Here is a 25,295-nt window from a genome sequence, read left to right on the forward strand (position 1 = left end):
CAGCTGCCCGTACCGGCGTTCCGTACGGGCTTGAAGGCGTCGTCCCACGCCCCCTCCCGCAGCACGGCCCACCCCACCCCCCAGAGCAACCCCCGGCGCGGCGAATCGCACAGACGTGCGATTCTGGTTTATCGTGGTCCCCAAGCTTCACGAAACGCCAGGTGAAGCACCGGAAACGGAGGTGCGGGGTCAGTGTCGGCGAGGCGGTGCGGATGCGGGGATTTACGCATCTGCGTGCCGTTTCCGGGTTCTCGACGCGGTACGGCGCCAGCCACCCGCACGCGCTCGCCGGGCGGGCCGCGGAGCGCGGGATGGACGCCGTGGCGCTGACCGACCGGGACACCCTGGGCGGCGCCGTGCGCTTCGCCAAGGCCGCCGGCGCGGCCGGTGTGCGGCCGCTGTTCGGCGTGGACCTGGCCGTGGACGAGCAGCCGGAGACGGCGAGCCGTACCGAGCGCCGGCGCACCCCCGTGCGCGGCGGCGCGTTCGTCGACGAGTCGGCGCAGCGCGTGCTCTTCCTCGCCCAGGACGGCGCGCGCGGCTGGGCCGAGCTGTGCCGCCTGGTCACCGTCGCGCACGCCGCCGCGAACAGCACGCCGGCCGGGGTCGGCGCACTGCCCGCCGGGGTCTCCGGCATGCGCGCCGGAGGCGGCGCCCGTACGCCCGGCGCCAGGCCGCTGCTGCCCTGGGACGCGCTCGGCGGCGAGGGTGTCGTCGTACTGCTCGGCCCCGGCTCCGACGTCGGCCGGGCGCTGGCCGCCGGCCGCCCGGACCGCGCCGCCCGGCTGCTCGCGCCCTGGCGGGAGCGGTACGGCGACGCGCTGCGGCTGGAGGTCGTCAGCCACGGCCGCGGCGGCACCGGCCCGGGTTCGCTGCGGCTGGCCGCCCGTACCCTCGGCTTCGCCGCCGACCAGGGCGTGGCGCCGGTGCTGACCAACGCCGTGCGCTACGCCGACCCCGGCATGGGCCCGGTCGCCGACGTGCTGGACTCGGCCCGCCGCCTGGTCCCCATCGACCCGCGCGGCGAACGCGACAGCGGCGAGGGCTGGCTCAAGCCCGCCGCCGAGATGGCGCAGACCGCCGAGCGGATCGCGGAGGCCGCCGGCTACGACCGCGGCACCGCCCGCCGGCTGCTGGAGGTCACCGTGCGGACCGCCGACGCGTGCGTGGTGGACCCGGAGGACGATCTGCGCCTGGGGCACGTCCACTTCCCCGAGCCGGGGCTGGTGGGCGCCCATCGCCGTACCCCGGAGCGGGTGCTGCGGTCCAAGTGCGACGCGGCGATGGTCCTCAGGCGCTACGACGACACGAGGCGGTGGCACCGGCTGGAGGACGAGCTGCGGCTCATCGAGAAGAAGGGCTTCGCCTCGTACTTCCTCACCGTGGCCCAGGTCGTCGAGGACACCCGCGCACTCGGCATCCGGGTCGCGGCGCGGGGCTCCGGCGCGGGCTCCCTGGTCAACCATCTCCTCGGCATCGCGACCGCCGACCCGGTGGAGCACGACCTGCTGATGGAGCGCTTCCTGTCGGAGCAGCGCACCGAGCTGCCCGACATCGACATCGACGTGGAGTCCGCCCGCCGGCTGGAGGTCTACCGCACCATCCTCGACCGCTTCGGCCCCGAGCGGGTGGCGACCGTCTCCATGCCCGAGACCTACCGGGTGCGCCACGCCGTACGCGACGTCGGCCTCGCCCTCGGGCTGGATCCGGACGTGGTCGACCGGCTCGCAAAATCGTTTCCGCACATCCGCGCCCGCGACGCCCGCGCCGCCCTCACCGAACTCCCCGAGCTGCGCGGCATCGACCCCGAGGCGTACGGCCCGCAGATGTGGGACCTGGTCGAGGCCCTGGACGCGCTGCCGCGCGGCATCGCCATGCACCCCTGCGGCGTGCTGCTCTCCGACAACAGCCTGCTGCGCCGCACCCCCGTCGTACCGACGAGCGGCGAGGGCTTCCCGATGTCCCAGTTCGACAAGGAGGACGTCGAGGACATGGGGCTGCTCAAGCTCGACGTCCTGGGCGTGCGGATGCAGTCGGCGATCGCGCACGCCGTGGCGGAGGTCGAGCGGACCACCGGCGAGCACCTCGACATGGACGGGCTGCCGACCGACGACCCGAGGACGTACCAGCTCATCAAGTCGTCCCAGACCCTCGGCCTGTTCCAGACCGAGTCGCCCGGCCAGCGGGACCTGATCGCCCGGCTGCAGCCGGAGACCTTCCACGATCTGGTCGTCGACATCTCCCTCTTCCGGCCCGGGCCGGTCGCCGCCAACATGGTCGACCCGTTCATCAAGGCCCGGCACGGGCGGCAGGCGCCGCGCTATCCGCACCCGGACCTGGAGCCGGCCCTGCGCGAGACGTACGGGGTCGTGGTCTTCCACGAGCAGCTCATCAAGATCTTCGACGTGATGACCGGCTGCGGGTTCGCCTTCGGCGACTACGCCCGCCGCGCCCTGTCCAGCGGCGACCAGGTGCCGCGGGTGAAGGCGTGGTTCGAGGAGCAGGCGCGCCGGCGCGGTTACGAACCGGAGGTGATCGCGCGCACCTGGGAGATCGTCGAGGCGTTCGGCGCGTACGGCTTCTGCAAGGCGCACGCGGTGGCCTTCGCCGTGCCGTCGTACCAGTCCGCCTGGCTGAAGACGTACCACCCGGCGGCCTTCTACGCCGGGCTGTTCACCCACGACCCGGGGATGTACCCGAAGCGGCTGCTGCTCGCGGACGCGCGGCGGTGGGGGGTGCCGGTGCTGCCGCTGGACGTCAACGTGTCGGACTCCGACTATAGAATCGAACTGGTGTCTGATGACCGGGATGTTCCCCCCGTGTACGGCATCAGGCTCGCCCTGTGCGACGTGCACGGGATGAGCGATGCGGAGGCGGAGCGGATCGTCGCGGGACGCCCGTACGTCTCGCTCCAGGACTTCGTCTCCCGTGCCCGCCCGTCCCGCCCGATCGCCGAACGCCTCGCCCAGGTCGGCGCGTTGGACCGGTTCGGCAAGAACCGCCGCGATCTGCTCCTGCACATCGCCGAGCTGCAGCGCGGCCGGAGCAAGGCGTCCCAGGGGCAGTTGACGCTGGGTTCGGGCGAGGAGGCCGTGGACACGGCCGCCCCGGCGATGCTGCCCGACCTCAACGACGCCGAGCGGCTCGGCGCCGAGCTGGGCGTACTCGGCATGGACGCCTCCCGGCACCTGATGGCCGACCACAGGGAGCTGCTGGAGGAGCTCGGGGTGCTCTCGGCGAAGCAGCTGCGCGACGCCGAACACGGGCGGATCGTGCTGGTCGCCGGGGCCAAGGGCGCCACCCAGACGCCGCCGATCCGCTCCGGCAAGCGGGTCATCTTCACCACGCTCGACGATACGAGCGGGCTGGTGGACTGCGCGTTCTTCGAGGACAGCCACGACGCCTGCGCGCACACCGTCTTCCACTCCTGGCTGCTGCTCGTACGGGGTGTCGTCCAGCGTCGCGGCGGCGGCAACGGCAAGGCGCTGTCCGTCGTCGGCTCCGCCGCCTGGGACCTCGCGGAGTTGGCCGAGCTGCGGCGTACGGGCGGACTGCCCGCGGTCACCGAGCGGCTGACGGAGCTGGGCCCCGCGCCGAGCGGGGCGACGGCGCAGGGCCGCGGCATCCAGCTGGAGACCGGTTACGAGCTGCACCCGTGGGCGGATCTGCAGCCACCGGGCGAGTCCGTGAAGAACAGCCGCAAGCTGTGGCACCAGAGCCCGGGGAGCGCGGGATGAGCGGCCCGTACGAAGTCGGGATGAGCGGCCCGTACGAAGGGAGCGCGGGATGAGCGTGCTGTACATCCACTTCGGTGACGGCGGCGGCATCGGCGAGGAGCTGTACACGCGTCTCCTCGCCCTGCTCGCCGAGTACACGCCCGTCGTACAGGCGCTGCCGCCCGACGCCGCGCTGGCCGACGTCGGCGGCAGCCTGCGCTACTTCGGGGTGGACGCGCCGGCGCTGGCCGAGCGGATCCGGGCGCGCACCGGCGGGCTGTACGGCGTACGCTCCACGGTCGGCGTCGCCTCGAACCCGATGCTGGCCCGGATGGTCGCCGCCGACGGCCCGCCCTCGGCGGTACGCGTCCTGCCCGACGACGTGGACGCCGTCGCCGCGTTCCTCGCCCGCAAACCGGCCGCCGCCCTGCACGGCGTGGGGCCGAAGACCGCCCGCACCCTGTGCAGCTACGGGCTGGACAGCGTCGCCCGGATCGCCGACGCCCCCCTCGGCACCCTGCAGCGCATCCTCGGCGCCTCGGCCGGCCGCCGGCTGCACGACGCGGCCCGCGGCATCGACCCCACCCCGGTCACCCCGGCCGCCCCGGCGCGCTCGCTGACCGCCGAGCACCGCTTCGGCCACGACGAACTGGACCGCGACCGCCAACGCGCCGCCCTGCTCACCCTCACCGACCGCATCGGCCTGCGACTGCGCGCCGAGCAGCAGGTCGCCCGCGCCCTGACCCTCACGGTCCGCTACGCCGACCGCTCCACGACCACCCGCACCCGCAGACTCCCCGAACCCACCGCCCACACCCAGGCGCTGACCGCCCTGGCCCGCGATCTGCACGACCGCCTCGGCCTGCAGCGCGCCCGCGTCCGGGCCCTCGCCCTGCGCGCCGAGGACCTGACCGCCGCGGAACTCGCCACCCACCAGCTGACCTTCGACCCGTCCGACGCCAAGGCCCGCAGCCTCGAAGCCGCCGCGGACCGCGCCCGCAGCCGCTTCGGACCGGAGGCGGTTCACCCGGCGGCCGCCATGGACGTGGGTGCGGCATAGCAACCCCTGGATCTCTCCGGCTCAGGACCGGGACCGAGCGGCGAGCACCGCGGCCCGGCCGGCCTCCAGCCGCGCGACCGGGATGCGGTAGGGCGAGCAGGAGACGTAGTCGAGGCCGGCTTCGTGGAAGAAGTGGATGGAATCGGGGTCGCCGCCGTGCTCGCCGCAGACGCCCAGCTCGAGGTCGGGGCGGCTCGCCCTGCCCTCGGCGGCGGCGATGCGGATCAACCGGCCCACCCCGGCCGCGTCCACGGACTCGAACGGGGAGGCCGGCAGGATCCCCTGAGCCAGGTAGGCCGGGAAGAACCCCGCCTCCGCGTCGTCCCGGGAGATGCCCCACGTCGTCTGGGTGAGGTCGTTGGTGCCGAAGGAGAAGAACTCCGCCTCTTCGGCGATGCCGCCGGCGGTGAGCGCGGCCCGCGGGAGTTCGATCATCGTGCCGATCGGGCAGTCGACCGGGACACCCGTCTCCTGGGTCACCCGGGCGAGGACGTGCCGGACCTCGGCCCGTACGACGCGCAGCTCCTGCGCCGTGGCGACCAGCGGGATCATGATCTCCGCCCGCGGGTCGCGACCCGCCCGCCTGAGCTCGACGACCGCTTCGGCGACGGCGCGGACCTGCATGGCGACCAGGCCCGGGACCGCGAGCGCGAGGCGCACGCCGCGCAGGCCCAGCATCGGGTTCTGCTCGTGCATCCGCTCCACGGCCGCCAGCAGCGCCGTGTCGCGGGGCGGCACCGCGCGGCCTTCGGCCTGTGCCCGGGCGATACGGACGGCCAGTTCGGTGCGGTCGGGCAGGAACTCGTGCAACGGCGGGTCGATCAGGCGGATGACGACCGGCCGGTCGCCCATCGCGGTGAGGATGCCGGTGAAGTCCGCTCGCTGCAGGGGAAGCAGTGCGTCCAGCGCCGCGCGGCGGTCGGCGTCGGCGGTGGCCAGGATCATCGCCTCGACCAGGGGGCGGCGTTCGCCGAGGAACATGTGCTCGGTGCGGACCAGGCCGATGCCCTCCGCGCCGAAGCGCAGGGCGCGTGCGGCGTCTTCCGCGGTGTCGGCGTTGGCGCGGACACCGAGGCGGCGCACGGTGTCGGCCCGGCGCATGATCAGGTCGACCGCCACGGCGAGCGTGGTGGTGATCTCGCCGGAGTCGAAGTAGTGCGTCACCGGCGACTCGACCATCGGCAGCGCGCCCAGGTGGACCGTGCCGGCGGTGCCGTCCACCGAGATCACCGTGCCCTCGGTGACCACGGTGCCGTCGCGGGTGGTGAAGCGCCGCCCGGTGGTGTCGACGTCCAGGTCCTCCGCTCCGCACACGCACACCTTGCCCATGCCGCGGGCGACGACGGCGGCGTGGCTGGTCTTACCGCCCCGGCTGGTGAGTACGGCCTCGGCGGCGAGCATCCCGGGCAGGTCGTCGGGGGCGGTCTCGCGGCGGACCAGGACGGTCTTCTCGCCGGCGGCCGCACGGCGTACGGCCTCGGCGGAGTCGAAGACCGCGGCGCCGACCGCGGCGCCGGGCGAGGCCGGAACGCCCTGGCCCAGCAGGGTGCCGTCCGCGCGTTCGTCGAACCGCGGGAACATCAGCTCGGACAGCTGCGCGCCGGTGACGCGGGTCACCGCTTCGTCGCCGGTGATCAGGCCCTCGTCCGCCAGCTGGGCGGCGATGCGGAAGGCCGCTGGCGCCGAGCGCTTGCCGACCCTGGTCTGCAGCATCCACAGCCTGCCGCGTTCGACGGTGAACTCCAGGTCGCACAGATCGCGGTAGTGCGCCTCGAGGCGGCGCGCGTGGGTCCGCAGGGCGTCGTACGAACCGGGGTCGAGGTCGTGCAGCGCGCTCAGCGCCAGCGTGCTGCGGATGCCCGCGACCACGTCCTCGCCCTGGGCGTCGGGCAGATAGTCACCGTAGAGCCCGGGCCGGCCGGTGGCGGGGTCGCGGGTGAAGGCCACGCCGCTGCCGGAGTCGGGGCCGAGGTTGCCGAACACCATGGCCTGGACGTTCACGGCGGTACCCAGATCGTCGGGGATGTGCTCGCGGCGGCGGTAGACGCGGGCGCGTTCGCCGTTCCAGGAGGTGAACACGGCACGGATCGCCCTGGTCAGCTGGTCGAGGGGGTCCTGGGGGAACTCCGCCCCGGTGACCTGTTCGACGATCGCCTTGAAGTCCTGTACCAGCTCAGGCAGTTCTCCGCGGTCCGGGCGGCGGGCCGCGGCGGCGGTGAAGAGGCCGCCGTCGATGCCGAGCACCGTGGTGCCGAACATCTGGATGAGCCGGCGGTAGGAGTCCCAGGCGAAGTGCTCGCGCCCGGAGGCCTTGGCCAGGCCCGGCACCGTCTCGTCGTTCAGGCCGATGTCCAGGACGGTGTCCATCATCCCGGGCATGGAGAACTTCGCCCCGGAGCGCACCGCCAGCAGCAGCGGGTCCTCCGGATCGCCGAGCGAGCGGCCCATGCGGTGCTCCAGCGCCGCCAGACGCCGTGCCAGTTCACGGCCCAGCCCGGGCGGTTCGGTGCCGGTGGCGAGGAAGGCCCGGCAGGCTTCGGTGGTGACGGTGAAGCCGGGAGGCACCGGCAGGCCGAGGCGGGTCATCTCCGCCAGACCGGCGCCCTTGCCGCCCAGCAGCCCGGCCATCTGCCGGTCGCCCTCGGTGAAGTCGTACACGTACGTCGGCATGGCGGGCCTTCCTCGCGGTCGCGGTGTGCGGGTTCTAGGGTTCGAGGACGACGCGGGCGGTGATCTCGCCGCGCAGGACGTCGGCGATGGATTCGTTGACCGACGACAGCGGCCGGGTCTCGTAGATCACCCGGGTGCGGCCCGCGGCGTGCAGCTGGAAGACCTCGGCGAGGTCCTGGCGGGTGCCGACGATGGAGCCGATGACGCTGGTGCCGTTCAGCACGGTGTCGAAGATCGGCAGCTGGACGGTGCCGCCCGCGGGCAGCGCCACCATGACGAGCTTGCCGCCGCGGCGCAGTCCGGCGTAGGCGGCGGCGAACGCGGACTCGTCGACCGCGAGCGCGATGGCGGCGTGCGCACCGCCGTGCGCCTTCAGGACCGCCGCCACGTCGTCCTTGCGGGCGTCGATGAGCAGGTCGGCGCCGAGCTCCCGGGCGAGCGCGAGCTTGTCGTCGGTGACGTCGACGGCGGCGACGGTCGCGCCGGCGATCTTCGCGTACTGCACGGCGAGGTGGCCCAGGCCGCCGATACCGGAGACCGCCACCAACTGTGCGGGGCGTACGCCTGCGACCTTCACCGCCTTGTACGTCGTCACGCCCGCGCAGGTCAGCGGCGCCGCCTCGCGCGGGTCGATGCCGTCCGGCACCGGCTGCGCGAACCGCGCCCAGGCGAGGGACTTCTGGGCGTGGCCGCCGTCGGTGGAGTAGCCGGTGTTGACCTGCTGCTCGCACAGGGTCTCCCAGCCCGACAGGCAGTGCTCGCAGCTGCCGCAGGCCCGGCCCAGCCACGGTACGGCGACCCGCTGCCCCAGTGAGATGCCGGCGGTCCCGGGGCCGAGCTTGTCGACGATGCCGACGCCCTCGTGGCCCGGGACGAACGGCGGTTGCGGTTTGACGGGCCAGTCGCCGTGGGCGGCGTGGATGTCGGTGTGGCACAGACCCGAGGCCTCCACGCGGATCCGGATCTGTCCGGGACCGGGTTCGGGGTCGGGGCGGTCCTCGAGCACGAGCGGTTCGCCGAAGGCTCGGACGACGGCTGCTTGCACGGTGGGCTCCATTCTTCGGATTCGGATCTGCTGGTCCGGCGGCGAACAGGAACGGGACGCCGCCCTCACTCCACCGGGACGAGCAGCACGGGGCAGTGCGCGTGGTGCAGCACCGCATGCGTGACCGGGCCCAGTCGCATCCCGAACCGGTGGCGCGGGCGGTGCGCGCCCAGGACGACCAGGTCGGCGGTCCTGCTGGCGTGGACGAGCATGCCCGCGGCCGAACCCAGTTCGTGGTCGGTCTCCACGCGGACGAGCGGATACGCGTCGTGCAGCTGGGAGGCGGCGTAGCGCGGGACGGCCTCGGCGAACCTGCGCTGCTCGGCGACCTGCTCGCGGGCCCCGTCGGCGTCCACCGTCGGCATTCCGCCCAGCGGCGCCGGGTAGGTCCAGGCGTGCAGCACGCGCAGCCGCGCGTCGCGGCGCTGGGCCTCCTCGAACGCGTAGCGCACGGCGGGGCGGTCCGCGTCGCCCTGCACACCGGCCACCACGGTGTCGCGGACCTCGTCCTCGACCTCCGGGTCGCCGCGCACCACCAGCAGCGGGCTGTGCGTGTGGGCCGCCACGCGGAGGCTGACCGAGCCGAGCAGCAGCCCGGTGAAGCCGCCGTGTCCGCGGGTGCCGACCACCGTCAGGCCCGCGGTCTCGCCGGCGCGCACCAGGGCCTCGGCAGCGGGATCCCCGGTCACCGTCGCCACGACGACCAGGCCGGGCGCTGCCTTGCGGGCGCGGTCGGCGGCCTCGTCCGCCAGCTCCTTCGTGGCGCGGTACAAGTCGCGCTGCTCCACGACCGGTGCCGGTGCGGCTGCGGCGGGCGGTGCGAACGGCATCCAGGGCGCACCGAGGATGATCTCCAGGCCGGTCTCGCGGCGTACGGCCTCGTCGATCGCGCGAGTCAGGGCGCGTTCGGCGTGCGGGGAGCCGTCGTAGCCGACGACGACCCGGCCCTGCAGCACGGGGGTTTCGGATGTGCCGGGCATCAGTGCCTCCTTGGGCGGTCGATGGGTTGGCGGCGCCGTCACAGGCGTGCCGCCACGTACTCGGTGAGGTCGAGCAGCCGGTTGCTGTACGCCCACTCGTTGTCGTACCAGCCGAAGACCTTGACCAGTTCGCCGTGCGCCTGGGTCAGGCCCGCGTCCACGACGCAGGACGCCGGATCGCCGACCACGTCGCGCGAGACGATCGGTGCGGTGGACACCCGCAGGATGCCGCGCAGCGGACCGTCGGCGGCCTCGGTGAAGGCGGCGTTGATCTCCTCGGCGGTGGCCGGGGTGTCGAGCACCAGGGCCAGGTCGGTCAGCGAGCCGTCCTCGACCGGCACCCGGACCGCGATGCCGTCCAGCGCCCCGGCCAGCTCCGGGATGACCAGGCCGGTGGCGCGGGCCGCGCCGGTGGACGTGGGGATGATGCTGACCGCGGCGGAGCGGGCGCGGCGCAGGTCCTTGTGCGGGCCGTCCAGCAGGGCCTGGTCGTTGGTGTAGCCGTGGATCGTGGTCATCAGGCCCTTCACGATGCCGAAGCGCTCGTGCAGCACATGGGCCATGGGCACCACGCAGTTGGTGGTGCAGGACGCGTTGGACACGACGTGGTGGATGTCCGGGTCGTAGGCGGTTTCGTTGACGCCCATCACGACGGTGGCGTCCGCGCCCTTGCCGGGGGCGGAGATGAGCACCTTGCGCGCGCCGGCCTTCAGGTGCAGGGCGGCGTCGTCGCGGGCGCGGAAGCGCCCGGTGGACTCGACGACGATGTCCACGTCGTGCTCCGCCCAGGGCAGCGCGGCGGGATCGCGTTCCGCGGTCACCGCGATCCGGTGCCCGTCGACGGTGAGGGAATCGGCGTCGTGGGTGACGGTGCGCTGCAGGCGGCCGTAGGTGGAGTCGTACTCCAGCAGGTGCGCCAGGGTGGCGACGGGGGCGATGTCGTTGACGGCGACGACCTCGACGGCCGTGGTGTCCTGGCCGGTGCGGTCCAGGACGCTGCGGAGGTAGTTGCGGCCGATCCGGCCGAAGCCGTTGATGCCGATGCGGACGGTCATGTCCTGTCCTTGGGGGTCGTGCCGCTCCCGGAGCTGCCGACGGCGCTCCGGGAGGGCGAAGGGCGGGCGGTGGTCAGCGCAGCGAGGCGTGGTCGCGGACGAAGGGGAGCTTCGCCCAGGCCTTGCCGAGTCCCCAGGTGTCGCCGGCCGACGCGACCGCGAGCGCGATCACCACGACGGCGTAGACGACGTGGTAGTCGACGACCGGGTTGGTCGACATGCTGGGCGAACCGTCGGACAGGTGCTGGGCGGGCGGCCATTCGGCGATCCACATCAGCGCCATCATCACGGTGGTCGCGACGGCGGCGAATCGCAGGGCGACGCCGGCGATGAGCGCCAGGCCGATGCCGAGCAGGCCGAGCATGAACAGCCAGTCGGCCCACGGGTCGCCCGCCCAGCCGTGCAGGGTGGACTCCATCGGGCCGACGGCGACACCGCTGAGGAAGCCCTTGGTGGGCGAGCCGCCCTCGATCCAGGCGCGGCTGGTCGGCGTGGCGTAGCTGAAGCCGAAGGTCTTGTCGAGGAACGCCCACAGGAAGACGAATCCGGTGATCAGGCGGACTCCGGCGAAGACGTACGCCGTGGCGGAGGTGGAGGTGGCGGCGGTGTCGGTGGAAGCGGCAGCCTTGGCGGCTGCCTGCTGCTTGCGAAGCGTGGGGAACCGGAACCCCGGGTGCCGCTGCGGGTGCTGCTGGACGGCCATGGTGTTCATCCCTTCTGGAGCCCTGCCGGGCCTGGTCCGACGTTCTCTCTGTGTCTCCAATGTCGCGCTGGAGCAAGGGGTTTCCGCAGAGGTCCGGGGGCCCGCGCCGCAGGGTCGAAGGACCCTGTTCCGACGTCCGACCAGCGGCGCCCGAGGGTGCCGGGGAGGGCCGGTCGGTCGCCCCGTGCCGCGGTACTCCGGCCTCACAGCGCGTGCAGGCCGTGGGCGTGCAGGCGTGCCACTACCCGTGCGGTGAGTGCCGCGTCGGGGGCCGGGGTGTCGCGCAGCGGGAAGTCGACGCCCAGGGCCTGGTACTTGGCGGCGCCGAGTTTGTGGAACGGCAGGACGTCGACGCGCTCGACGTTGCCCAGTCCGGCCAGGAAGGCGCCCAGGCCGTCGACGGCGGCGAGGTCGTCGGTGTGGCCGGGAACCAGCACGTAGCGGATCCACACCGGTGTGCCCAGCCGTGCCAGCCGGCGGGCGAAGGCGAGCGTGGGTGCCGGCGCCGCGCCGGTCAGTCTCCGGTGGACGGGCGCGTCGAAGGCCTTGATGTCCAGCAGGACCAGGTCCGTGTCCGCCAGCAGGGCGTCGTCCGCGCGGGCACCGAGATGGCCGGAGGTGTCCAGCGCGGTGTGCAGGCCCAGTTGCCGGCAGCGGTGCAGGACCTCGGCGGTGAACGCGGGCTGGAGCAGCGGCTCGCCGCCGCTGAGGGTCACCCCGCCGCCGGCGGCGGTGAGGAAGGTCCGGTGTGCTTCGATCCGGGCCGTCACCTCGTCGGCGGTGGTGGGGGAGCCGTCGCGCATGTGCCAGGTGTCCGGGTTGGCGCAGTACAGGCAGCGCAGCGGACAGCCGCTCAGGAACAGCACGAACCGTGTGCCCGGGCCGTCGACGCCGGTGGACAGGTCCCAGGAGTGCACGCGCCCGGTGGTCATCACCGGGCGCCGTGGAAGGTGCGGCTGATCACGTCGCACTGCTGCTCACGGGTGAGGCGGACGAAGTTCACCGCGTAACCGGAGACGCGGATGGTCAGGTCCGGGTGGTTCTCGGGGTGCTCCATGGCGTCCTCGAGGGTCGCCCGGTCCAGGACGTTGACGTTCATGTGGAAGCCGCCTGCCGCCGTATAGGCGTCCAGCAGCCCGACGAGGTACCCGGCCCGCTCGGCCGGGTCGTGCCCCAGCCCTTCCGGGGTGATGGTCGAGGTCAGCGAGATGCCGTCGCGGGCGCACTCGTACGGGAGCTTGGCGACGGACAGCGCCGAGGCCGCCATGCCGTGCCGGTCGCGGCCGTTCATCGGGTTGGCCCCGGGCGCGAAGGGCTCGCCGGCGCGGCGGCCGTCGGGGGTGTTGCCGGTGTGCCTGCCGTAGACCACGTTGGAGGTGATGGTCAGCACGGACTGGGTGTGCTCCGCGTCCCGGTGGGCGGGGTGGCGGCGCAGCTTGGCCATGAACGACCGCACCAGGCCGGCGGCGATGGCGTCGGCGCGGTCGTCGTTGTTGCCGTACGCCGGGTAGTCGCCCTCGACCTCGTAGTCCACGGCCAGTCCGGAGTCGTCGCGGATGACCCTCACCCGGGCGTACCTGGCGGCGGAGAGGCTGTCGGCGGCCACGGACAGGCCGGCGATGCCGCAGGCCATGGTCCGCCTGACGGGGTGGTCGTGGAGCGCCATCTCCAGGCGCTCGTAGGCGTACTTGTCGTGCATGTAGTGGATGACGTTGAGCGCGCCGACGTACGTCGCGGCCAGCCAGTCAAGGGTGCGGTCGTAGGCGGCGGCCAGTTCGGTGTGGTCGAGGAACTCGCCGGTCAACGGTGGCGTGACGGGGGCGACCTGCTCCCCGGTCATCTCGTCGCGGCCGCCGTTGATGGCGTACAGCAGGGCCTTGGCGAGGTTCACCCGGGCGCCGAAGAACTGCATCTGCCGGCCGACCGTCATCGCGGAGACGCAGCAGGCGATCGCGGTGTCGTCGCCGGTGACGGGCCGCATCAGGTCGTCCGACTCGTACTGGATGGAGCTGGTGTCGATGGTCACCTGCGCGCAGTAGCGCTTGAAGGCTTCCGGCAGCCGCGGCGACCACAGCACCGTGAGGTTGGGCTCGGGGGCGGGGCCGAGGTTGTACAGGGTGCGCAGGAAGCGGTACGAGGTGCGGGTGACCAGCGTGCGGCCGTCGGCGCCCATTCCGCCGATGGACTCCGTCACCCAGGTCGGATCGCCCGAGAACAGCTCGTCGTACTCCGGCGTGCGCAGGAAGCGCACGATGCGCAGCTTGATGACCAGGTCGTCGACCAGCTCCTGGGCCCGGGACTCGTCGATCACTCCCGCGGCCAGGTCGCGCTGCAGATAGACGTCGAGGAAGGTCGAGACCCGGCCCAGCGACATGGCGGCGCCGTTCTGCTCCTTCACCGCGGCCAGGAAGCCGAGGTAGAGCCACTGCACGGCCTCGTGTGCGGAGGCGGCGGGGCGGGTGACGTCGCAGCCGTACGAGGCGGCCATCCGCTCCAGTTCGCCCAGCGCCCGGATCTGCTCGGCCAGTTCCTCGCGGTCGCGGATGGCATCGGCTGTCGACGGCTCCGCGTCCAGGCGGGCCCGTTCGTGCTGTTTGGCCTCGGTGAGGCGGGCGGTGCCGTACAGCGCGACGCGTCGGTAGTCGCCGATGATCCGGCCGCGGCCGTAGGCGTCGGGCAGTCCGGTGATGATCCCGGCCTTGCGAGCCCGGCGCATCTCAGGGGTGTAGGCGTCGAACACACCGTCGTTGTGGGTCTTGCGGTAGGTGCTGAAGACCTTCGCCACCCACGGGTCGGTCGTGCGGCCGTACGCCGCGAGCGAGGCCCGCACCATGCGCAGTCCTCCGCCCGGCATGATCGCCCGCTTCAGCGGGGCGTCGGTCTGCAGGCCGACGATCAGTTCGCGGTCGCGGTCGATGTAGCCGGGCGCGTGCGAGGTGATCGTGGACGGTGTGGCGGTGTCGACGTCGAGGATCCCGTTGCGCCGCTCCTCGGGGAAGAGCGCGGCGACCTTCTCCCATACGGCGCGGGTGCGCCGGGTCGGACCGACGAGGAACGTGCCGTCGCCCTCGTAGGGCGTGCGGTTGGCGGCGATGAAGGCGCGCACGTCGATCCTCTCGCGCCAGTCCCGCCCGGTGAACCCGCGCCAGGCGTCGGTGTGGTGTGCGGTTGCGGTGGTCGTCATGGCGGAGCTCCCCGACTCGGATGCGGCCCTTCTCCCTCGCCTTCGATGCTGGTTCGTACGGGTGCCGGCACGCAGAGGCGGGCGGTTGCCTGCGCCCGGCCGGACGACCCGCGGCCGTAGGGTCCTTCGACCCCACCGCGCCGGACGGCCCTGCGCACACGCGCCGATCCGGGGTCCAACGACCCCCGAGGCGGCTGCCCGCCGGCCCTGGGTCAGCGGGCCGCGCCGCCGGATGCTCGGGGTGAGCCCACTACCGACAGGGGATCGCGATGACCCGGTCCGTGCACCCACTGGAACCCGTTCACGCGCTGCTGGCCGACGGCCTGACCGCTCAGATCCGTCCGGCGCGACCCGAGGACCTCGGTGACCTGCTGCGGTTCTACGACGAGATGGCGGCCGAGAACCTGCGGCTGCGGTTCTTCGTGCCGAGCCGCCGCTCGGGCCGGCAGGCGGCCGAGAGGGTCTGCCGTGGCGAGCGCCCGGGATACGGCGCCCTGCTCGCGCATCACGCGGGCACGTTGATCGGCGTCGCCGAGTACGAGCGCCTGGACACCGGTGGAACACATCCGGTGCTGGCGGAGATCTCCCTGGCCGTCGGCGACGACTTCCACCACCGCGGCGTCGGCACCCTGCTGCTGGAACACCTGGTGCACGCCGCGCGACTCGACGGCGTCGCCGGCTTCACCGCGGACGCGCTCGCCGAGAACCACGAGATGCTCAAGGTCTTCGCCGACTTCGGACTGCACACCACCCGCCGCTTCGAGGGCACCGAGGTGCACTGCGCCGTATCGCTCACGCCCGATGAGGACTACCTCACCGCCGTCGACGAGCGCGGCCGCAGGGCCGCCACGGCCAGCATGCGCCCCCTGCTGGCACCCCGCTCCCTGGCGGTGGTCGGCGCCGGGCGAAGCCCGGGCTCCGTCGGCCGTGCCGTACTGAAGAACCTGCGCAGGGCGGGCTTCACCGGCCGGCTGATGGCGGTGAACCCGAACGCGCAGATGGTCGAGCACGTCCCCTGCCACCCGTCGGTGACCGCCCTGCCCGAGGTCCCCGAACTCGCCGTGCTCGCCCTGCCCGCCGCCGCGGTCCCCGAGACGGCCGAGGAGTGCGGCAAGGCGGGCGTCCGCGCGCTGGTCGTGCTCACCTCGGGGCTCGACGCCGAGCACAGCGCCGCGCTGCTCGCCGCGTGCCGGCGCTACGACATGCGCGTGGTCGGCTCCAACTGCCTGGGCATCGCCAACACCGCGGAGACGGTCCGGATGGACGCCACCTTCGCGGCCCACCGGCCGCTGCCCGGCACCGCGGGCGTCGCGGTGCAGTCCGGCGGGGTCGGCATCGCGCTGCTCGGCGGACTGAGCCGGCTGGGGATCGGCGTGTCGTCGTTCGTCTCCCTGGGCGACAAGGTGGACGTGAGCGGCAACGACCTCCTGCAGTGGTGGGAGTCGGACGGCACCACCGACCTGGCGCTGCTGCACCTGGAGTCCTTCGGCAATCCGCGGGCGTTCTCCCGCACCGCCCGCCGCGTGGCCCGGAAGATGCCGGTGCTGACCGTGGACGCGGGCCGCTCCGAGGCCGGCCGCCGGGCCGCCGCCTCGCACACGGCCGCCGCCGCGACCCCGACGGTGACCCGGCAGGCCCTGTTCACCCAGGCCGGGATCACCGCCACCCGTACGGTCGGCGAACTGCTCGACACCGCGGCCCTGATGCACGCCCAGCCCCTGCCGGCCGGCACCCGGATCGCGGTGGTGTCCAACGCCGGCGGCGCGGGCGTGCTCGCCGCCGACGCCTGCGCGGAAGCCGGACTGACGGTGCCGGAGCTCCCGGCGGACCTGATCGGCGAACTCCTCGGCATCCTCCCGTCCGGGGCGAGCGCGGCCAACCCGGTCGACGTGACGGCCGCCGTCAGCGGCACGGCGCTGCGCGCCTGCGTGGAGCGGCTGGCCCGGCACGGCGCGGTGGACGCGGTGGTGGTCGCCCTGGTGCCCACGGCGCTGGCCGAGGCGACCGGCGACGATCTCGTACGGGCGCTCACCCGCCGTGTCAGCGAGGACCATCCGCGCCCGGTCGTCGCCGTACTGCTCGACCAGTGCGAGTCCGTCCGGCTGCTGCACACCGCCGGCGGCGATGTGCCGGCGTACGCGGATCCGCAGGGCGCCGCCCGGGCCCTGGCGCACGCCGCCGCCCGCGCCCAGTGGCTGGCCCAGCCGCCCGGCAGCGTACCGGTGGCCGACGGAGTGGACCGCGAGGCCGCCCGCACGCTCGTCGACACCTTCCTGGCGGCGAACCCGGACGGCGGCTGGCTGGACCCGCCCCAGTGCGCCGCGCTGCTCGACGCCTACGGCATCCCCCAACTGCCCTGGGCCTGCGTGCACACCGCGGACCAAGCGGTCGCGGCCGCCGAGCGGCTCGCCGGTGCGGGCGGCGGACGCGTGGCGCTCAAGGCGTACTGGCCGGGCCTGCTGCACAAGAGCGAACAGCGAGCCGTCCTGCTCGACCTGGCCGGCCACGACCAGGTGCGCGCCGCCCACCGCGATCTGACCACCCGGTTCGGGGAGGTGCTGAGCGGAGTGCTCGTCCAGCCCATGGCACGCAGGGGCATCGAGCTCGTCGCGGGAGTCGTCCAGGACGACGTCTTCGGACCGCTCGTCCTCTTCGGCCTCGGCGGAACCAGCACCGAGCTGCTCGCCGACCACGCCGCCCGGCTCGCCCCGCTGACCGACCGCGACGTACACGACCTGATCACGACCCCGCGCAGCGCACCGCTGCTGTTCGGCCACCGCGGTGCGGGACCGGTCGACCTCGAGGGTCTGGAGCACCTCCTGCACCGCCTGTCGGCGCTCGCCTGCGACCTGCCCCAGCTGGCCGAGGCCGACCTCAACCCGGTCCTGGCCCGGGCCGACGGCATCACCGCCCTCGACGTGCGGATCCGTCTGACACCGCGCCGGCACCACGACCCCTATCTGCGCCGGCTGCGCTGACCCGAAGCCGGTTGTGCCGACCCGAGAGGAGCGTGCGCCATGAAGCACCAGAAGACCGGTGACGTGATGACGATCGACGTCGTGCGCGTCCAGTACGGCACCCCGTTCAAGGAGGTCGCGCAGAAGCTGATCCGGCACCGCATCAGCGGGCTGCCAGTGGTGGACGACGACGAGAAGGTCATCGGTGTCATCTCCGAGACGGACCTGATGATGCGCCAGGCCGGCCAGGGAGAGCAGGAGGCGGCCCCGTACGAGTCATGGCGTTCCCGGCTCGCCGGGTGGCGGCGCCTGTCGCGCGGTCAGCGGCACAAGGCGCACGCCCGTACCGCCGGACAGCTGATGTCCACCCCCGCCGTCACCGTCCCGGCGGGCGAGACCATCGCCTCGGCCGCCCGCACCATGGCGCTGCACGGTATCGAGCGGCTTCCGGTGGTGGACGAGGAGGATCGGCTGGTCGGCATCGTCACCCGGCGCGACCTGCTGCGGATCTTCCTGCGGCCGGACAGCGAGATCAAGCGCGAGATCGAGGACCAGGTGCTGGTCCGCACCCTGTGGCTGGTGCCGCAGACGATCCGCGTGGCCGTCCACGAGGGCGTCGTGACCCTGCAGGGCCAGGTCGAGCGGGCCACGGAGATCCCCATCGCGCTGCGGCTCGCCGGCCAGGTCGACGGCGTGGTCGCCGTGGTCGACAGGCTCACGGCCCGGCTGGACGACACCCACGTGCGCCCCTCGGAGTGCGGCAGCCGGGGTATCACCGAAGAGTGGCTGCGCCGGATGTGAACCACGGCGGCCCGCCGCGCGGCAGCGCGGCGTCGGGTCGCACGAGAAGACGGGATGATCAGCCATGACACACCAGAAGGTGCTGGTCGTGTACGGCACCAAGTACGGCTCGACGGCGGAGATCGCCGCATGGATCGCCGACGTACTGAACGAACACGACTTCGACGCCGACGCGATCCCGGCCGGGACCGCCCCCGACCCGCGCGACTACGCCGCAGTGGTGCTCGGCGCCGGTCTGTACGCCGGGCGCTGGCACCGCGACGCGACCCGCTACGCCCGCCGCCACCGGACCGCCCTGCGGGACATGCCCGTCTGGCTGTTCAGCAGCGGCCCGCTGGACTCCTCGGCGAGCGTCCGCGAGATCCCGCCGGTGCCCGGCGTCGCGCGCATCGCGACCAGGCTCGGCGCCCGCGGGCACACGACCTTCGGCGGCTGCCTCGGCGAGTCCGCCACGGGCTTCATCGCCCGGCGCATCGTCTCGTCCGGCCACGGTGGCGACTTCCGCGACCGCAAGAGCATCGACGCGTGGGCGGGTGACATCGCCGACGAACTCGCGGCGCACGCCCCGCCGGCATGACCGAACGCGCGCGGCGTCCCGCGCGCCGGGCGCCCTTAACCCAGGAGGACCGCCATGGTTTCCACCCCCGCCACGAATCTCCTCGCCGCACTCACGCCCGAGGAGCGCGAGCAGTTGATGAAGACGGCCACCGAGGTCAGTTTCGAGGCCGGTAGCCGGATCTTCTCCGAAGGACACCGGGCCGACCGGTTCTGGATCATCCGCACCGGCGCCGTGTCCCTCGACGTCCGTGTTCCGGGCCGCAGGGCCGCCGTCGTCGAGACCCTGCGTCCGGGCGATCTGCTGGGCTGGTCGTGGCTCTTCCCGCCGCGTGTGTGGCACCTGGGAGCCGAGGCCCAGAGTCCCGTACGAGCCCTTGAGTTCGACGCCGCCGAGGTGCTCCGGACATGCCGGGCGGACCCCGCGCTCGGACACGCTGTCGCGCTGAAGGTCGCCGAGGTCATCGGACACCGCCTGGTGTCCGCCCGCATCCGGCTCCTCGACCTGTACGCACCGTACGGCAGTGGCCTGCCCAACTGAGGCCGCACGGACCGGCCGACCGCACCGAGCAGGGAGGTATCGCATGTCCCCCGGACCGCACATCGTGAGCGATGTGATGACCCGGACCGTCGTGGCGATCAGCCGCGACACCCCGTTCAAGGACGTCGTCGGCACCCTGGAGCAGTGGCAGGTCAGCGCCCTGCCCGTACTGGCCGCGGACGGCCGGGTGATCGGCGTGGTCTCCGAGGCCGACCTGCTGCCCAAGGAGGAGTTCCGGGACAGCGACCCCACGCGCTTCGAGCAGATGCACCGGCTCGGCGACCTGGCCAAGGCCGGCGCCGTCACCGCCGGCCAGCTGATGACGACCCCCGGCGCGATGCGCGACCGCTCTCTGGTGCCGCTGGTCACCCAGCTGATCCGGGCGGTCGAAGGCGTCGTCGACATCCGGCCGGACCTCACCCCGCACACCAACCGGGCAACATGAGCGTCGAACAGCTGCGAGCCCCCGCGGGCCGGCGAACCAGACCTCCTTCGGGTGTCCACGGCCGCGCGCAGTAGCGTGGTTCGAACAGGTCTTACGGAGGGTCTCGTTGGTCCGTTCGGCCCTGGCTGTGCCGGGGCCGCGGCGGCGAGGCTCCCACCATCGACCGACCGACGCGCGACAGGGCGCAAGGAGTTGTCCATGACCGACGCACGTACCTTCTCCGCCGAGCAGCCGATCCGGGTCTTCCTGCTCGACGACCACTACGTCGTCCGGCGCGGCGTGCAGGACCTCCTGGAGATGGAGCCGGACATCGAGGTCGTCGGCGACGCCTCCACGATGGCGCAGGCGCTGGTCCGTGCCCCCGCCGTGCGCCCACATGTGGCGATCCTGGACGTACGCCTGCCCGACGGCGACGGGATCAGCGTGTGCCGGGAGCTGCGCTCGCAGATGCCGGAACTGGCCTGTCTGATGCTCACCTCCTTCGACGACGAGGAGGCACTGCTGGACGCCATCATGGCGGGCGCGGCCGGCTTCGTACTGAAGCGGATCCAGGGCGAGGACCTCGTCAGCGCGGTACGCACCGTGGCCTCGGGTGAGTCGATGCTCGACCCGGCGACCACGACGCGCCTGATCAGCCGGCTGCGCAGCCAGCACGAGCCCCAGCCGGAGCCCGACCCGCAGGACGAGGCCCTGGCCGCGCTGACACCGCGCGAGGTGGAGATCCTGGAACTCATCGGTGAGGGCCTCACCAACCGGCAGATCGGCCAGCGGCTCTACCTGGCCGAGAAGACCGTCAAGAACCACGTGTCACGCATGCTGGCCAAGCTCGGCGTGGAACGGCGCATCCAGGCCGCGGTGCTGGCCACCCGGCTGGGTCCGCAGTCCGAGGAGCAGCCGGCCGAACGGCACGCCAGGTAGGGCCTCCCGGCGGCGCCTCCCGGCCCGACGGCCTCTGATCGCGACACCGGGCACCGCGCAGGCTGGAGTGGAGCAGGAGGAGGCCGACATGCCACCCACCACCCTCGACGCCCAGCTGCTGGAGCGTGTGATCACCGCCGCCGTGGCGGCACCGTCCATCTTCAACACCCAGCCCTGGCGCTTCCGTCTCAACACGGACAACGGTGCGCTGGAGATCCGGGCGGTGCCCGGCCGGGGACTCGTGCACCTCGACCCCACCGGTCGCGCGCTGCACGTCTCGGTCGGGGCCGGGGTGTTCAACCTGCGGGTGGCGGCGGCCCACTTCGGCAACGAACCGGTGGTACGCCTGCTGCCGGATCCGGCCGAGCCCGCACTGCTGGCGGCGGTGCGCTTCACCCGGCCCGTACGCCCAGGTCGCGGCCACCGCCCCGACCTCTACGACAGCGTGTGGCACCGGCGCTCCAGCCGCTTCCCGTTCGCCCCGGTGCGTCCGCCCGGGCACATCCTGGCCGAACTGCGCGACGCCGCGCACGCCGAGGGTGCGGCCCTGCACTTCCCCGAGGAGGAGCAGGCCGGAAAGCTCCTCAGGCTCACCGCCGAGGCCGAGCAGCGCAACCGGAACAGCGCCGCGCGGCGGATGGAGAGCCGCCGCTGGCTGCGCGAGAACGCGGACGACGGCATCCCCGCCGCGGCGCTCGGCCTGCAGGACGCCACCGACCGCGTCCCCGCCCGCGACCACTCCGCGACCCGGAACGTGGCCGTGCTGCAGGCCGCCGCGTACGAACCCCACCCGCTGATCGCCGTGCTGACCACCGCGCACGACACCCGCGCGGACTGGCTGCGGACCGGGCAGGCACTCGAGCACGTGCTGCTCGACGCCACCCGCCACTCGCTGCGCGCCTCGCTGTACCACCAGGCCGTCGAATGGCCGGACCTGCGGGCCGCGTTGTACGACACCCGGCGCGGCCGCGGCCATGTGCAGATGCTGATCCGGATCGGCTACGGGCCGGAAGGCCCCCCGACGTCCCGGCGACCGGTGTCGGAGGTGCTCGACGACCCCGAGTGACGGTGTGCGTCGGTCGGAACCGACCACACCAACCGGGTGCCGCCCTCGGAGCCCGGACCCACTGTTATCGTGCCGCCCAACCGCTGGGCCCGTTCCTCAAGGTTGCGCAGGCCGCTGCGCCGTCCTCCGTCCGCGGGCAGCCCCACCCCGTCGTCGGTGACGCCGACGGTCAGGGTGCCGGCCCGGACGGTCAGCGCAACGTCCACGGTGCGGGCGTCGGCGTGCCGGGCGGTGTTCGACAGGGCCTCGCCCAGCACGGCGAGGGCGTGTTCGGCGATGTCCGCCGGCACGTCGGTGTCCAGCAGGCCCTCCATCCGCAGTCCGGGACTGAACCCCAGCACCGTCGCGGCCTCCTCGACAGCCGAGGCCGCCCGGGCCCGCAGCCCGGGCCTGCCGGGATCGGCGTCGCGGGGCCGCAGCCCGAAGATCGTCGACCGGATGATCGAGATGGTGTCGTCCAGGTCCCGCACCACGCGCTGCATCCGCTCGCTCGCCTGCGGCTGGGTCACGATCCGCAGGGTGCTCTGCAGCGTCATGCCGGCGGCGAACAGGCGCTGGATGGCCAGGTCGTGCAGGTCCCGCGCGATGCGCTCATGGTCCTCCAGCAGTGCCAGTTGCTGGGCGGCGTCCCGCCGTTCCGCCAGCTCCATGGCGATGGCCGCCTGCCCGGCGAAGGTCAGCAGCGGCGCCAGCTCCGCCTCGCCGAACGGCGCGGATCGCACGGGCCGGGCGAGCAGCAGCACCCCCCGGATTCCCTCGCTGGTGCCCATCCGCACCGCCACCGCGGGGCCCAGCCGCGTCCATGGCTCCTGGTGCGCGGGGAACCGGTCGTCGTCGGACAGGCCGGAGCTGGCCACCGGCTCCACCGCGTCGGCCGCGACTCCCGCCAGCGATCCCCGCAAGGGCAGGGTCAGGCGGCGGAACGCGGCGGCCTCGGGCCCCGAGGTCAGGGCCACGCGCAGGTCGTCGGTGCCCGGTACGGGCAGGGTGAGGACGCCGAGGTCCGCCTCGAGGATCTGTCGCGCGCGATCGACGACGAGCTCCAGCACGCTCATCCGGCCCGCGCCGGACAGGAGCTGGGAGACGACGTCCGCGTTGGCCTCCAGCCAGCGCTGCCGGCGGCGCGACTCCTCGTACGCCCGGGCGTTCTCGATGGCCACGCCCGCCGCCACGGCGAGGGTCGACAGCACCGTCTCGTCCTCGACGTCGAAGTCCTTCCCGCCGCGCTTCTCGGTCAGGTAGATGTTGCCGAACACCTCGTTGCGCACCCGGATCGGAACGCCGAGGAACGAATGCATCGGCGGGTGGTTGGGCGGGAAGCCGTAGGACGCCGGATGGTCGGCGAGTTCCGTCAGCCGCAGGGCCTGGGGATGGCGGATGAGCTCGCCGAGGATGCCGTGCCCGGAAGGCAGCGGCCCGATCGCCCCGATCTGTTCGTCCGACATGCCCACGGGCAGGAACTGCGCCAGCTGCTCCCGGTCGCCGATCACACCGAGCGCGCCGTACTCCGCGTCCACCAGCACCGCGGCGGCCTCGACGATACGCCGCAGCACCTGGGTCAGCTCCAGCCCCTGGCCGACCGACATGACGGCCTCGAGCAGACTGTGGATCCGGTCCCTGGTACCGCGCACGTCCTCGATCCGCGCCTGCAACTCGGCCAGCAGCTGGTCTATCTGCAGCTGCGGCAACCGCCCCGAGCCGTTCTCCGGCGTCTCCATCGCGTACCCCCACCCCGGCCACCACCACACGATCCGAAAGCCCCGGCGCCTACGGTATCCCCGACGCGCGGTGCGGCCCGCGGAAAGTCGTCCGTGCCCGGGTACCTCACACGTCCCGCCGCCTGACCGCGACCACCGCGACCGCCGCCGCGCACACCGCCCAGGCGCCGAACACCGTCCATGCCCCGGTGAGCGTCAGCGGGTATCTGCCCAGGTCGCGCATCCGCTCCGGGTTCATCACCAGGCGCTGCCAGGCGCTCAGCGGCATGGCGTTGCCGATCTCCTTGACCCAGCGGTAGCGCTCGCCCGCGAACAGGCCCGGGACCACCAGCAGCAGGGCGACCGACGTGACCACCGTGCCGGCCGCGTTGCGGACGAGCGCGCCCAGCGCCATGCCGACCAGCGTGCACACTGGTGCCATCGCCGCGGCCGCGGTGACCGCGCGCAGGGCGCCCGGATCGCCGAGCGACAGCCCGCCGTGGTCGCGCAGCAGCATCTGGGTGAGGCCGAAGGAGGCGCCCGAGACGAGCGCGCCGAAGGCGAGCATCACCACCGTCATCACCGTCAGCTTGGCGGCGACCACCGCCGTCCGGTCCGGGACGCCCGCGAACGTCGTACGGATCAGCCCGCTGGCGTACTCCCCGAACACCGCCATCGCGCCCACCGACGTCGCGACGATCACCAGGATCAGCCAGGCCGGCTCGACGAAGGCGGTGTGCAGCGGATCGAAGAGGAACTGCGGCAGGTCCGGGAACCCGGGCCGCTCCGGCGGCAGTTCCGGCTGGTGCGCGAGCCGGTCCGCGTTGGACTTGGCGGAGTTGGCGTTGATGCCGACGACGACCAGCACGCAGGCGCCCAGCACCCAGCGGGTGGAGCGCAGCGACCACAGCTTGATCCACTCGGCGGCCAGGAGCTGGCGGAAACGGGCGGGGTGGGGGATCCGGGTCATCGGGGTGCTCCTGCGGCGTACTCGACGCTGTCGGCGGTCAGTTCCATGAACGCCTCCTCCAGGGAGGCGGTGCGCGGGGTGAGTTCGTGCAGCCGTACGCCGTGCGCGAAGGCCAGTTCCCCGACCCGGGCGGCGGGGAGCCCGGTCACCAGATACGAACCGTCGCGCTCCGCCCGTACGACCGCGCCCTCGTCCTTCAGCCGCGCGGAAAGGACGTCGGGTTCGGGCGTACGGACCGTCACGCCCGGCCCCCTCCCGCGGGCCGCGAAGTCCACGAGGCTCTCCGCCGCGATCAGCTCGCCGCGGCCGATGACGAGCAACTCCTCGGCGGTGTGCTCCATCTCCCGCATCAGATGGCTGGAGACGAGCACGGTGCGGCCCTCGTCCGCCAGCCGCCGGAACAGCCCGCGCACCCAGCGCACACCCTCCGGGTCCAGGCCGTTCAGCGGCTCGTCGAAGAGCAGCACGGGCGGATCGCCGAGCAGGGCCGCCGCGATGCCGAGGCGCTGCTTCATACCCAGGGAGAACCCGCCGACGCGGCGGCCCGCCGCCTCCGCCAGCCCCACCTCGGCCAGCACCTCGGCGACCCGGCGGCGCGGCAGCCCGTTGCTCACCGCCAGCGCCGTCAGATGGGCGCGGGCGGTGCGCCCGCCGTGGACGTCGTGGGCGTCGAGGAGGGCGCCGACGTGCCGCAGGCCGCGCGGACGGTCCGCGAAGGGACGGCCGTCGACGGTGACCGTGCCGGAGGTGGGGGTGTTCAGCCCGAGGATCAGGCGCAGGGTGGTGGTCTTGCCCGCGCCGTTCGGTCCGAGGAAGCCGGTGACGACGCCGGGGCGGACGGTGAAGGACAGCGCGCGGACGGCGGTGGTCCCGCCGTAGCGCTTGGTGAGGTCGGTTGCTTCGATCACGCCGTCCACGGTGCCGGGCGAGGG

Annotated in this window: 19 protein-coding genes; 9 read left to right on the top strand and 10 right to left on the bottom strand. The window is 73.2% G+C overall.

The annotated features are described in order from the left end of the window. Nucleotides 1–212 precede the first annotated feature (212 nt). Nucleotides 213–3,737, top strand: coding sequence for a DNA polymerase III subunit alpha (locus AB0M28_RS02060; RefSeq protein ID WP_365396187.1), 3,525 nt, complete (start codon nt 213–215; stop codon nt 3,735–3,737). 49 nt (nt 3,738–3,786) lie between these two features. Beyond that, nucleotides 3,787–4,776, top strand: a complete 990-nt coding sequence (locus AB0M28_RS02065; protein ID WP_365396190.1) for a helix-hairpin-helix domain-containing protein — start codon at nt 3,787–3,789, stop codon at nt 4,774–4,776. A gap of 21 nt (nt 4,777–4,797) precedes the next feature. Here AB0M28_RS02065 and ppdK read toward each other — a convergent pair whose 3' ends face one another. From ppdK to pflB, 7 genes are all read right to left on the bottom strand, one after another. Continuing rightward, complete coding sequence (gene ppdK / locus AB0M28_RS02070) at nt 4,798–7,446, bottom strand: pyruvate, phosphate dikinase (protein ID WP_365396193.1); 2,649 nt, start codon at nt 7,444–7,446, stop codon at nt 4,798–4,800. Nucleotides 7,447–7,480: 34 nt separating this feature from the next. Beyond that, a complete protein-coding gene (locus tag AB0M28_RS02075) occupies nt 7,481–8,491 on the bottom strand; it encodes a zinc-dependent alcohol dehydrogenase (RefSeq protein ID WP_365396196.1) in 1,011 nt (336 codons plus the stop codon). Nucleotides 8,492–8,556: 65 nt separating this feature from the next. Continuing rightward, a complete protein-coding gene (locus tag AB0M28_RS02080; RefSeq protein ID WP_365396199.1) occupies nt 8,557–9,471 on the bottom strand; it encodes a universal stress protein in 915 nt (304 codons plus the stop codon). Between the two features lie 38 nt (nt 9,472–9,509). Continuing rightward, nucleotides 9,510–10,526, bottom strand: coding sequence for a type I glyceraldehyde-3-phosphate dehydrogenase (gene gap / locus AB0M28_RS02085; RefSeq protein ID WP_365396201.1), 1,017 nt, complete (start codon nt 10,524–10,526; stop codon nt 9,510–9,512). A gap of 73 nt (nt 10,527–10,599) precedes the next feature. After that, nucleotides 10,600–11,229: a hypothetical protein gene (locus AB0M28_RS02090; protein ID WP_365396204.1), complete on the bottom strand. Its 630-nt coding sequence runs from the start codon at nt 11,227–11,229 to the stop codon at nt 10,600–10,602. A gap of 203 nt (nt 11,230–11,432) precedes the next feature. Further along, a complete protein-coding gene (gene pflA / locus AB0M28_RS02095; RefSeq protein ID WP_365396206.1) occupies nt 11,433–12,161 on the bottom strand; it encodes a pyruvate formate-lyase-activating protein in 729 nt (242 codons plus the stop codon). Further along, nucleotides 12,161–14,413, bottom strand: a complete 2,253-nt coding sequence (gene pflB, locus AB0M28_RS02100) for a formate C-acetyltransferase (protein ID WP_365396209.1) — start codon at nt 14,411–14,413, stop codon at nt 12,161–12,163. Before pflB ends, pflA begins: the two co-directional genes overlap by 1 nt. 269 nt (nt 14,414–14,682) lie before the next feature. On the opposite strand from pflB, the gene AB0M28_RS02105 reads away from it, so the two are divergent. The 7 genes from AB0M28_RS02105 (at nt 14,683) to AB0M28_RS02135 (ending at nt 21,696) form a co-directional block, all read left to right on the top strand. After that, nucleotides 14,683–17,391 carry a bifunctional GNAT family N-acetyltransferase/acetate--CoA ligase family protein gene (locus AB0M28_RS02105; RefSeq protein WP_365396212.1) on the top strand — a complete coding sequence of 903 codons (2,709 nt, stop codon included), beginning with the start codon at nt 14,683–14,685 and terminating at the stop codon, nt 17,389–17,391. Nucleotides 17,392–17,430: 39 nt separating this feature from the next. After that, complete coding sequence (locus AB0M28_RS02110) at nt 17,431–18,171, top strand: CBS domain-containing protein (protein WP_365396215.1); 741 nt, start codon at nt 17,431–17,433, stop codon at nt 18,169–18,171. A gap of 64 nt (nt 18,172–18,235) precedes the next feature. After that, on the top strand, nt 18,236–18,748 hold the full coding sequence (locus AB0M28_RS02115) for a flavodoxin domain-containing protein (RefSeq protein ID WP_365396218.1): 513 nt from the start codon (nt 18,236–18,238) through the stop codon (nt 18,746–18,748). A gap of 54 nt (nt 18,749–18,802) precedes the next feature. Continuing rightward, on the top strand, nt 18,803–19,267 hold the full coding sequence (locus AB0M28_RS02120; protein ID WP_365396221.1) for a cyclic nucleotide-binding domain-containing protein: 465 nt from the start codon (nt 18,803–18,805) through the stop codon (nt 19,265–19,267). A 43-nt stretch (nt 19,268–19,310) separates the two neighbouring features. Continuing rightward, nucleotides 19,311–19,712, top strand: coding sequence for a CBS domain-containing protein (locus AB0M28_RS02125; RefSeq protein ID WP_365396224.1), 402 nt, complete (start codon nt 19,311–19,313; stop codon nt 19,710–19,712). A gap of 198 nt (nt 19,713–19,910) precedes the next feature. Continuing rightward, on the top strand, nt 19,911–20,630 hold the full coding sequence (locus AB0M28_RS02130; protein WP_365396227.1) for a response regulator transcription factor: 720 nt from the start codon (nt 19,911–19,913) through the stop codon (nt 20,628–20,630). An 88-nt stretch (nt 20,631–20,718) separates the two neighbouring features. Then, a complete protein-coding gene (locus AB0M28_RS02135) occupies nt 20,719–21,696 on the top strand; it encodes a hypothetical protein (RefSeq protein ID WP_365396229.1) in 978 nt (325 codons plus the stop codon). Here the strand turns inward: AB0M28_RS02135 and AB0M28_RS02140 are convergent. From AB0M28_RS02140 to AB0M28_RS02150, 3 genes are all read right to left on the bottom strand, one after another. Continuing rightward, nucleotides 21,630–23,414, bottom strand: coding sequence for a GAF domain-containing protein (locus AB0M28_RS02140; RefSeq protein WP_365396231.1), 1,785 nt, complete (start codon nt 23,412–23,414; stop codon nt 21,630–21,632). The two genes, AB0M28_RS02135 and AB0M28_RS02140, sit on opposite strands and share 67 nt — an antisense overlap. Nucleotides 23,415–23,520: 106 nt before the next feature. Further along, a complete protein-coding gene (locus AB0M28_RS02145; RefSeq protein ID WP_365396234.1) occupies nt 23,521–24,363 on the bottom strand; it encodes an ABC transporter permease in 843 nt (280 codons plus the stop codon). Further along, complete coding sequence (locus tag AB0M28_RS02150) at nt 24,360–25,271, bottom strand: ATP-binding cassette domain-containing protein (RefSeq protein ID WP_365396237.1); 912 nt, start codon at nt 25,269–25,271, stop codon at nt 24,360–24,362. The genes AB0M28_RS02145 and AB0M28_RS02150 overlap by 4 nt, the downstream gene beginning before the upstream one ends. Nucleotides 25,272–25,295 lie beyond the last annotated feature (24 nt).

Origin of the sequence: Streptomyces sp. NPDC051940 (genome assembly GCF_040680895.1) — a bacterium.
Taxonomy (GTDB): Bacteria; Actinomycetota; Actinomycetes; order Streptomycetales; family Streptomycetaceae; genus Streptomyces.

Excerpts from the sequence above, each read along its gene's own strand:
- AB0M28_RS02060 (WP_365396187.1), top strand. The coding sequence starts at position 213 with ATGCGGGGATTTACGCATCTGCGTGCCGTTTCCGGGTTCTCGACGCGG.
- AB0M28_RS02065 (WP_365396190.1), top strand. The coding sequence starts at position 3,787 with ATGAGCGTGCTGTACATCCACTTCGGTGACGGCGGCGGCATCGGCGAG.
- ppdK (WP_365396193.1), bottom strand. The coding sequence starts at position 7,446 with ATGCCGACGTACGTGTACGACTTCACCGAGGGCGACCGGCAGATGGCC.
- AB0M28_RS02080 (WP_365396199.1), bottom strand. The coding sequence starts at position 9,471 with ATGCCCGGCACATCCGAAACCCCCGTGCTGCAGGGCCGGGTCGTCGTC.
- gap (WP_365396201.1), bottom strand. The coding sequence starts at position 10,526 with ATGACCGTCCGCATCGGCATCAACGGCTTCGGCCGGATCGGCCGCAAC.
- AB0M28_RS02090 (WP_365396204.1), bottom strand. The coding sequence starts at position 11,229 with ATGGCCGTCCAGCAGCACCCGCAGCGGCACCCGGGGTTCCGGTTCCCC.
- pflA (WP_365396206.1), bottom strand. The coding sequence starts at position 12,161 with ATGACCACCGGGCGCGTGCACTCCTGGGACCTGTCCACCGGCGTCGAC.
- pflB (WP_365396209.1), bottom strand. The coding sequence starts at position 14,413 with ATGACGACCACCGCAACCGCACACCACACCGACGCCTGGCGCGGGTTC.
- AB0M28_RS02105 (WP_365396212.1), top strand. The coding sequence starts at position 14,683 with ATGACCCGGTCCGTGCACCCACTGGAACCCGTTCACGCGCTGCTGGCC.
- AB0M28_RS02110 (WP_365396215.1), top strand. The coding sequence starts at position 17,431 with ATGAAGCACCAGAAGACCGGTGACGTGATGACGATCGACGTCGTGCGC.
- AB0M28_RS02115 (WP_365396218.1), top strand. The coding sequence starts at position 18,236 with ATGACACACCAGAAGGTGCTGGTCGTGTACGGCACCAAGTACGGCTCG.
- AB0M28_RS02120 (WP_365396221.1), top strand. The coding sequence starts at position 18,803 with ATGGTTTCCACCCCCGCCACGAATCTCCTCGCCGCACTCACGCCCGAG.
- AB0M28_RS02125 (WP_365396224.1), top strand. The coding sequence starts at position 19,311 with ATGTCCCCCGGACCGCACATCGTGAGCGATGTGATGACCCGGACCGTC.
- AB0M28_RS02130 (WP_365396227.1), top strand. The coding sequence starts at position 19,911 with ATGACCGACGCACGTACCTTCTCCGCCGAGCAGCCGATCCGGGTCTTC.
- AB0M28_RS02135 (WP_365396229.1), top strand. The coding sequence starts at position 20,719 with ATGCCACCCACCACCCTCGACGCCCAGCTGCTGGAGCGTGTGATCACC.
- AB0M28_RS02140 (WP_365396231.1), bottom strand. The coding sequence starts at position 23,414 with ATGGAGACGCCGGAGAACGGCTCGGGGCGGTTGCCGCAGCTGCAGATA.
- AB0M28_RS02145 (WP_365396234.1), bottom strand. The coding sequence starts at position 24,363 with ATGACCCGGATCCCCCACCCCGCCCGTTTCCGCCAGCTCCTGGCCGCC.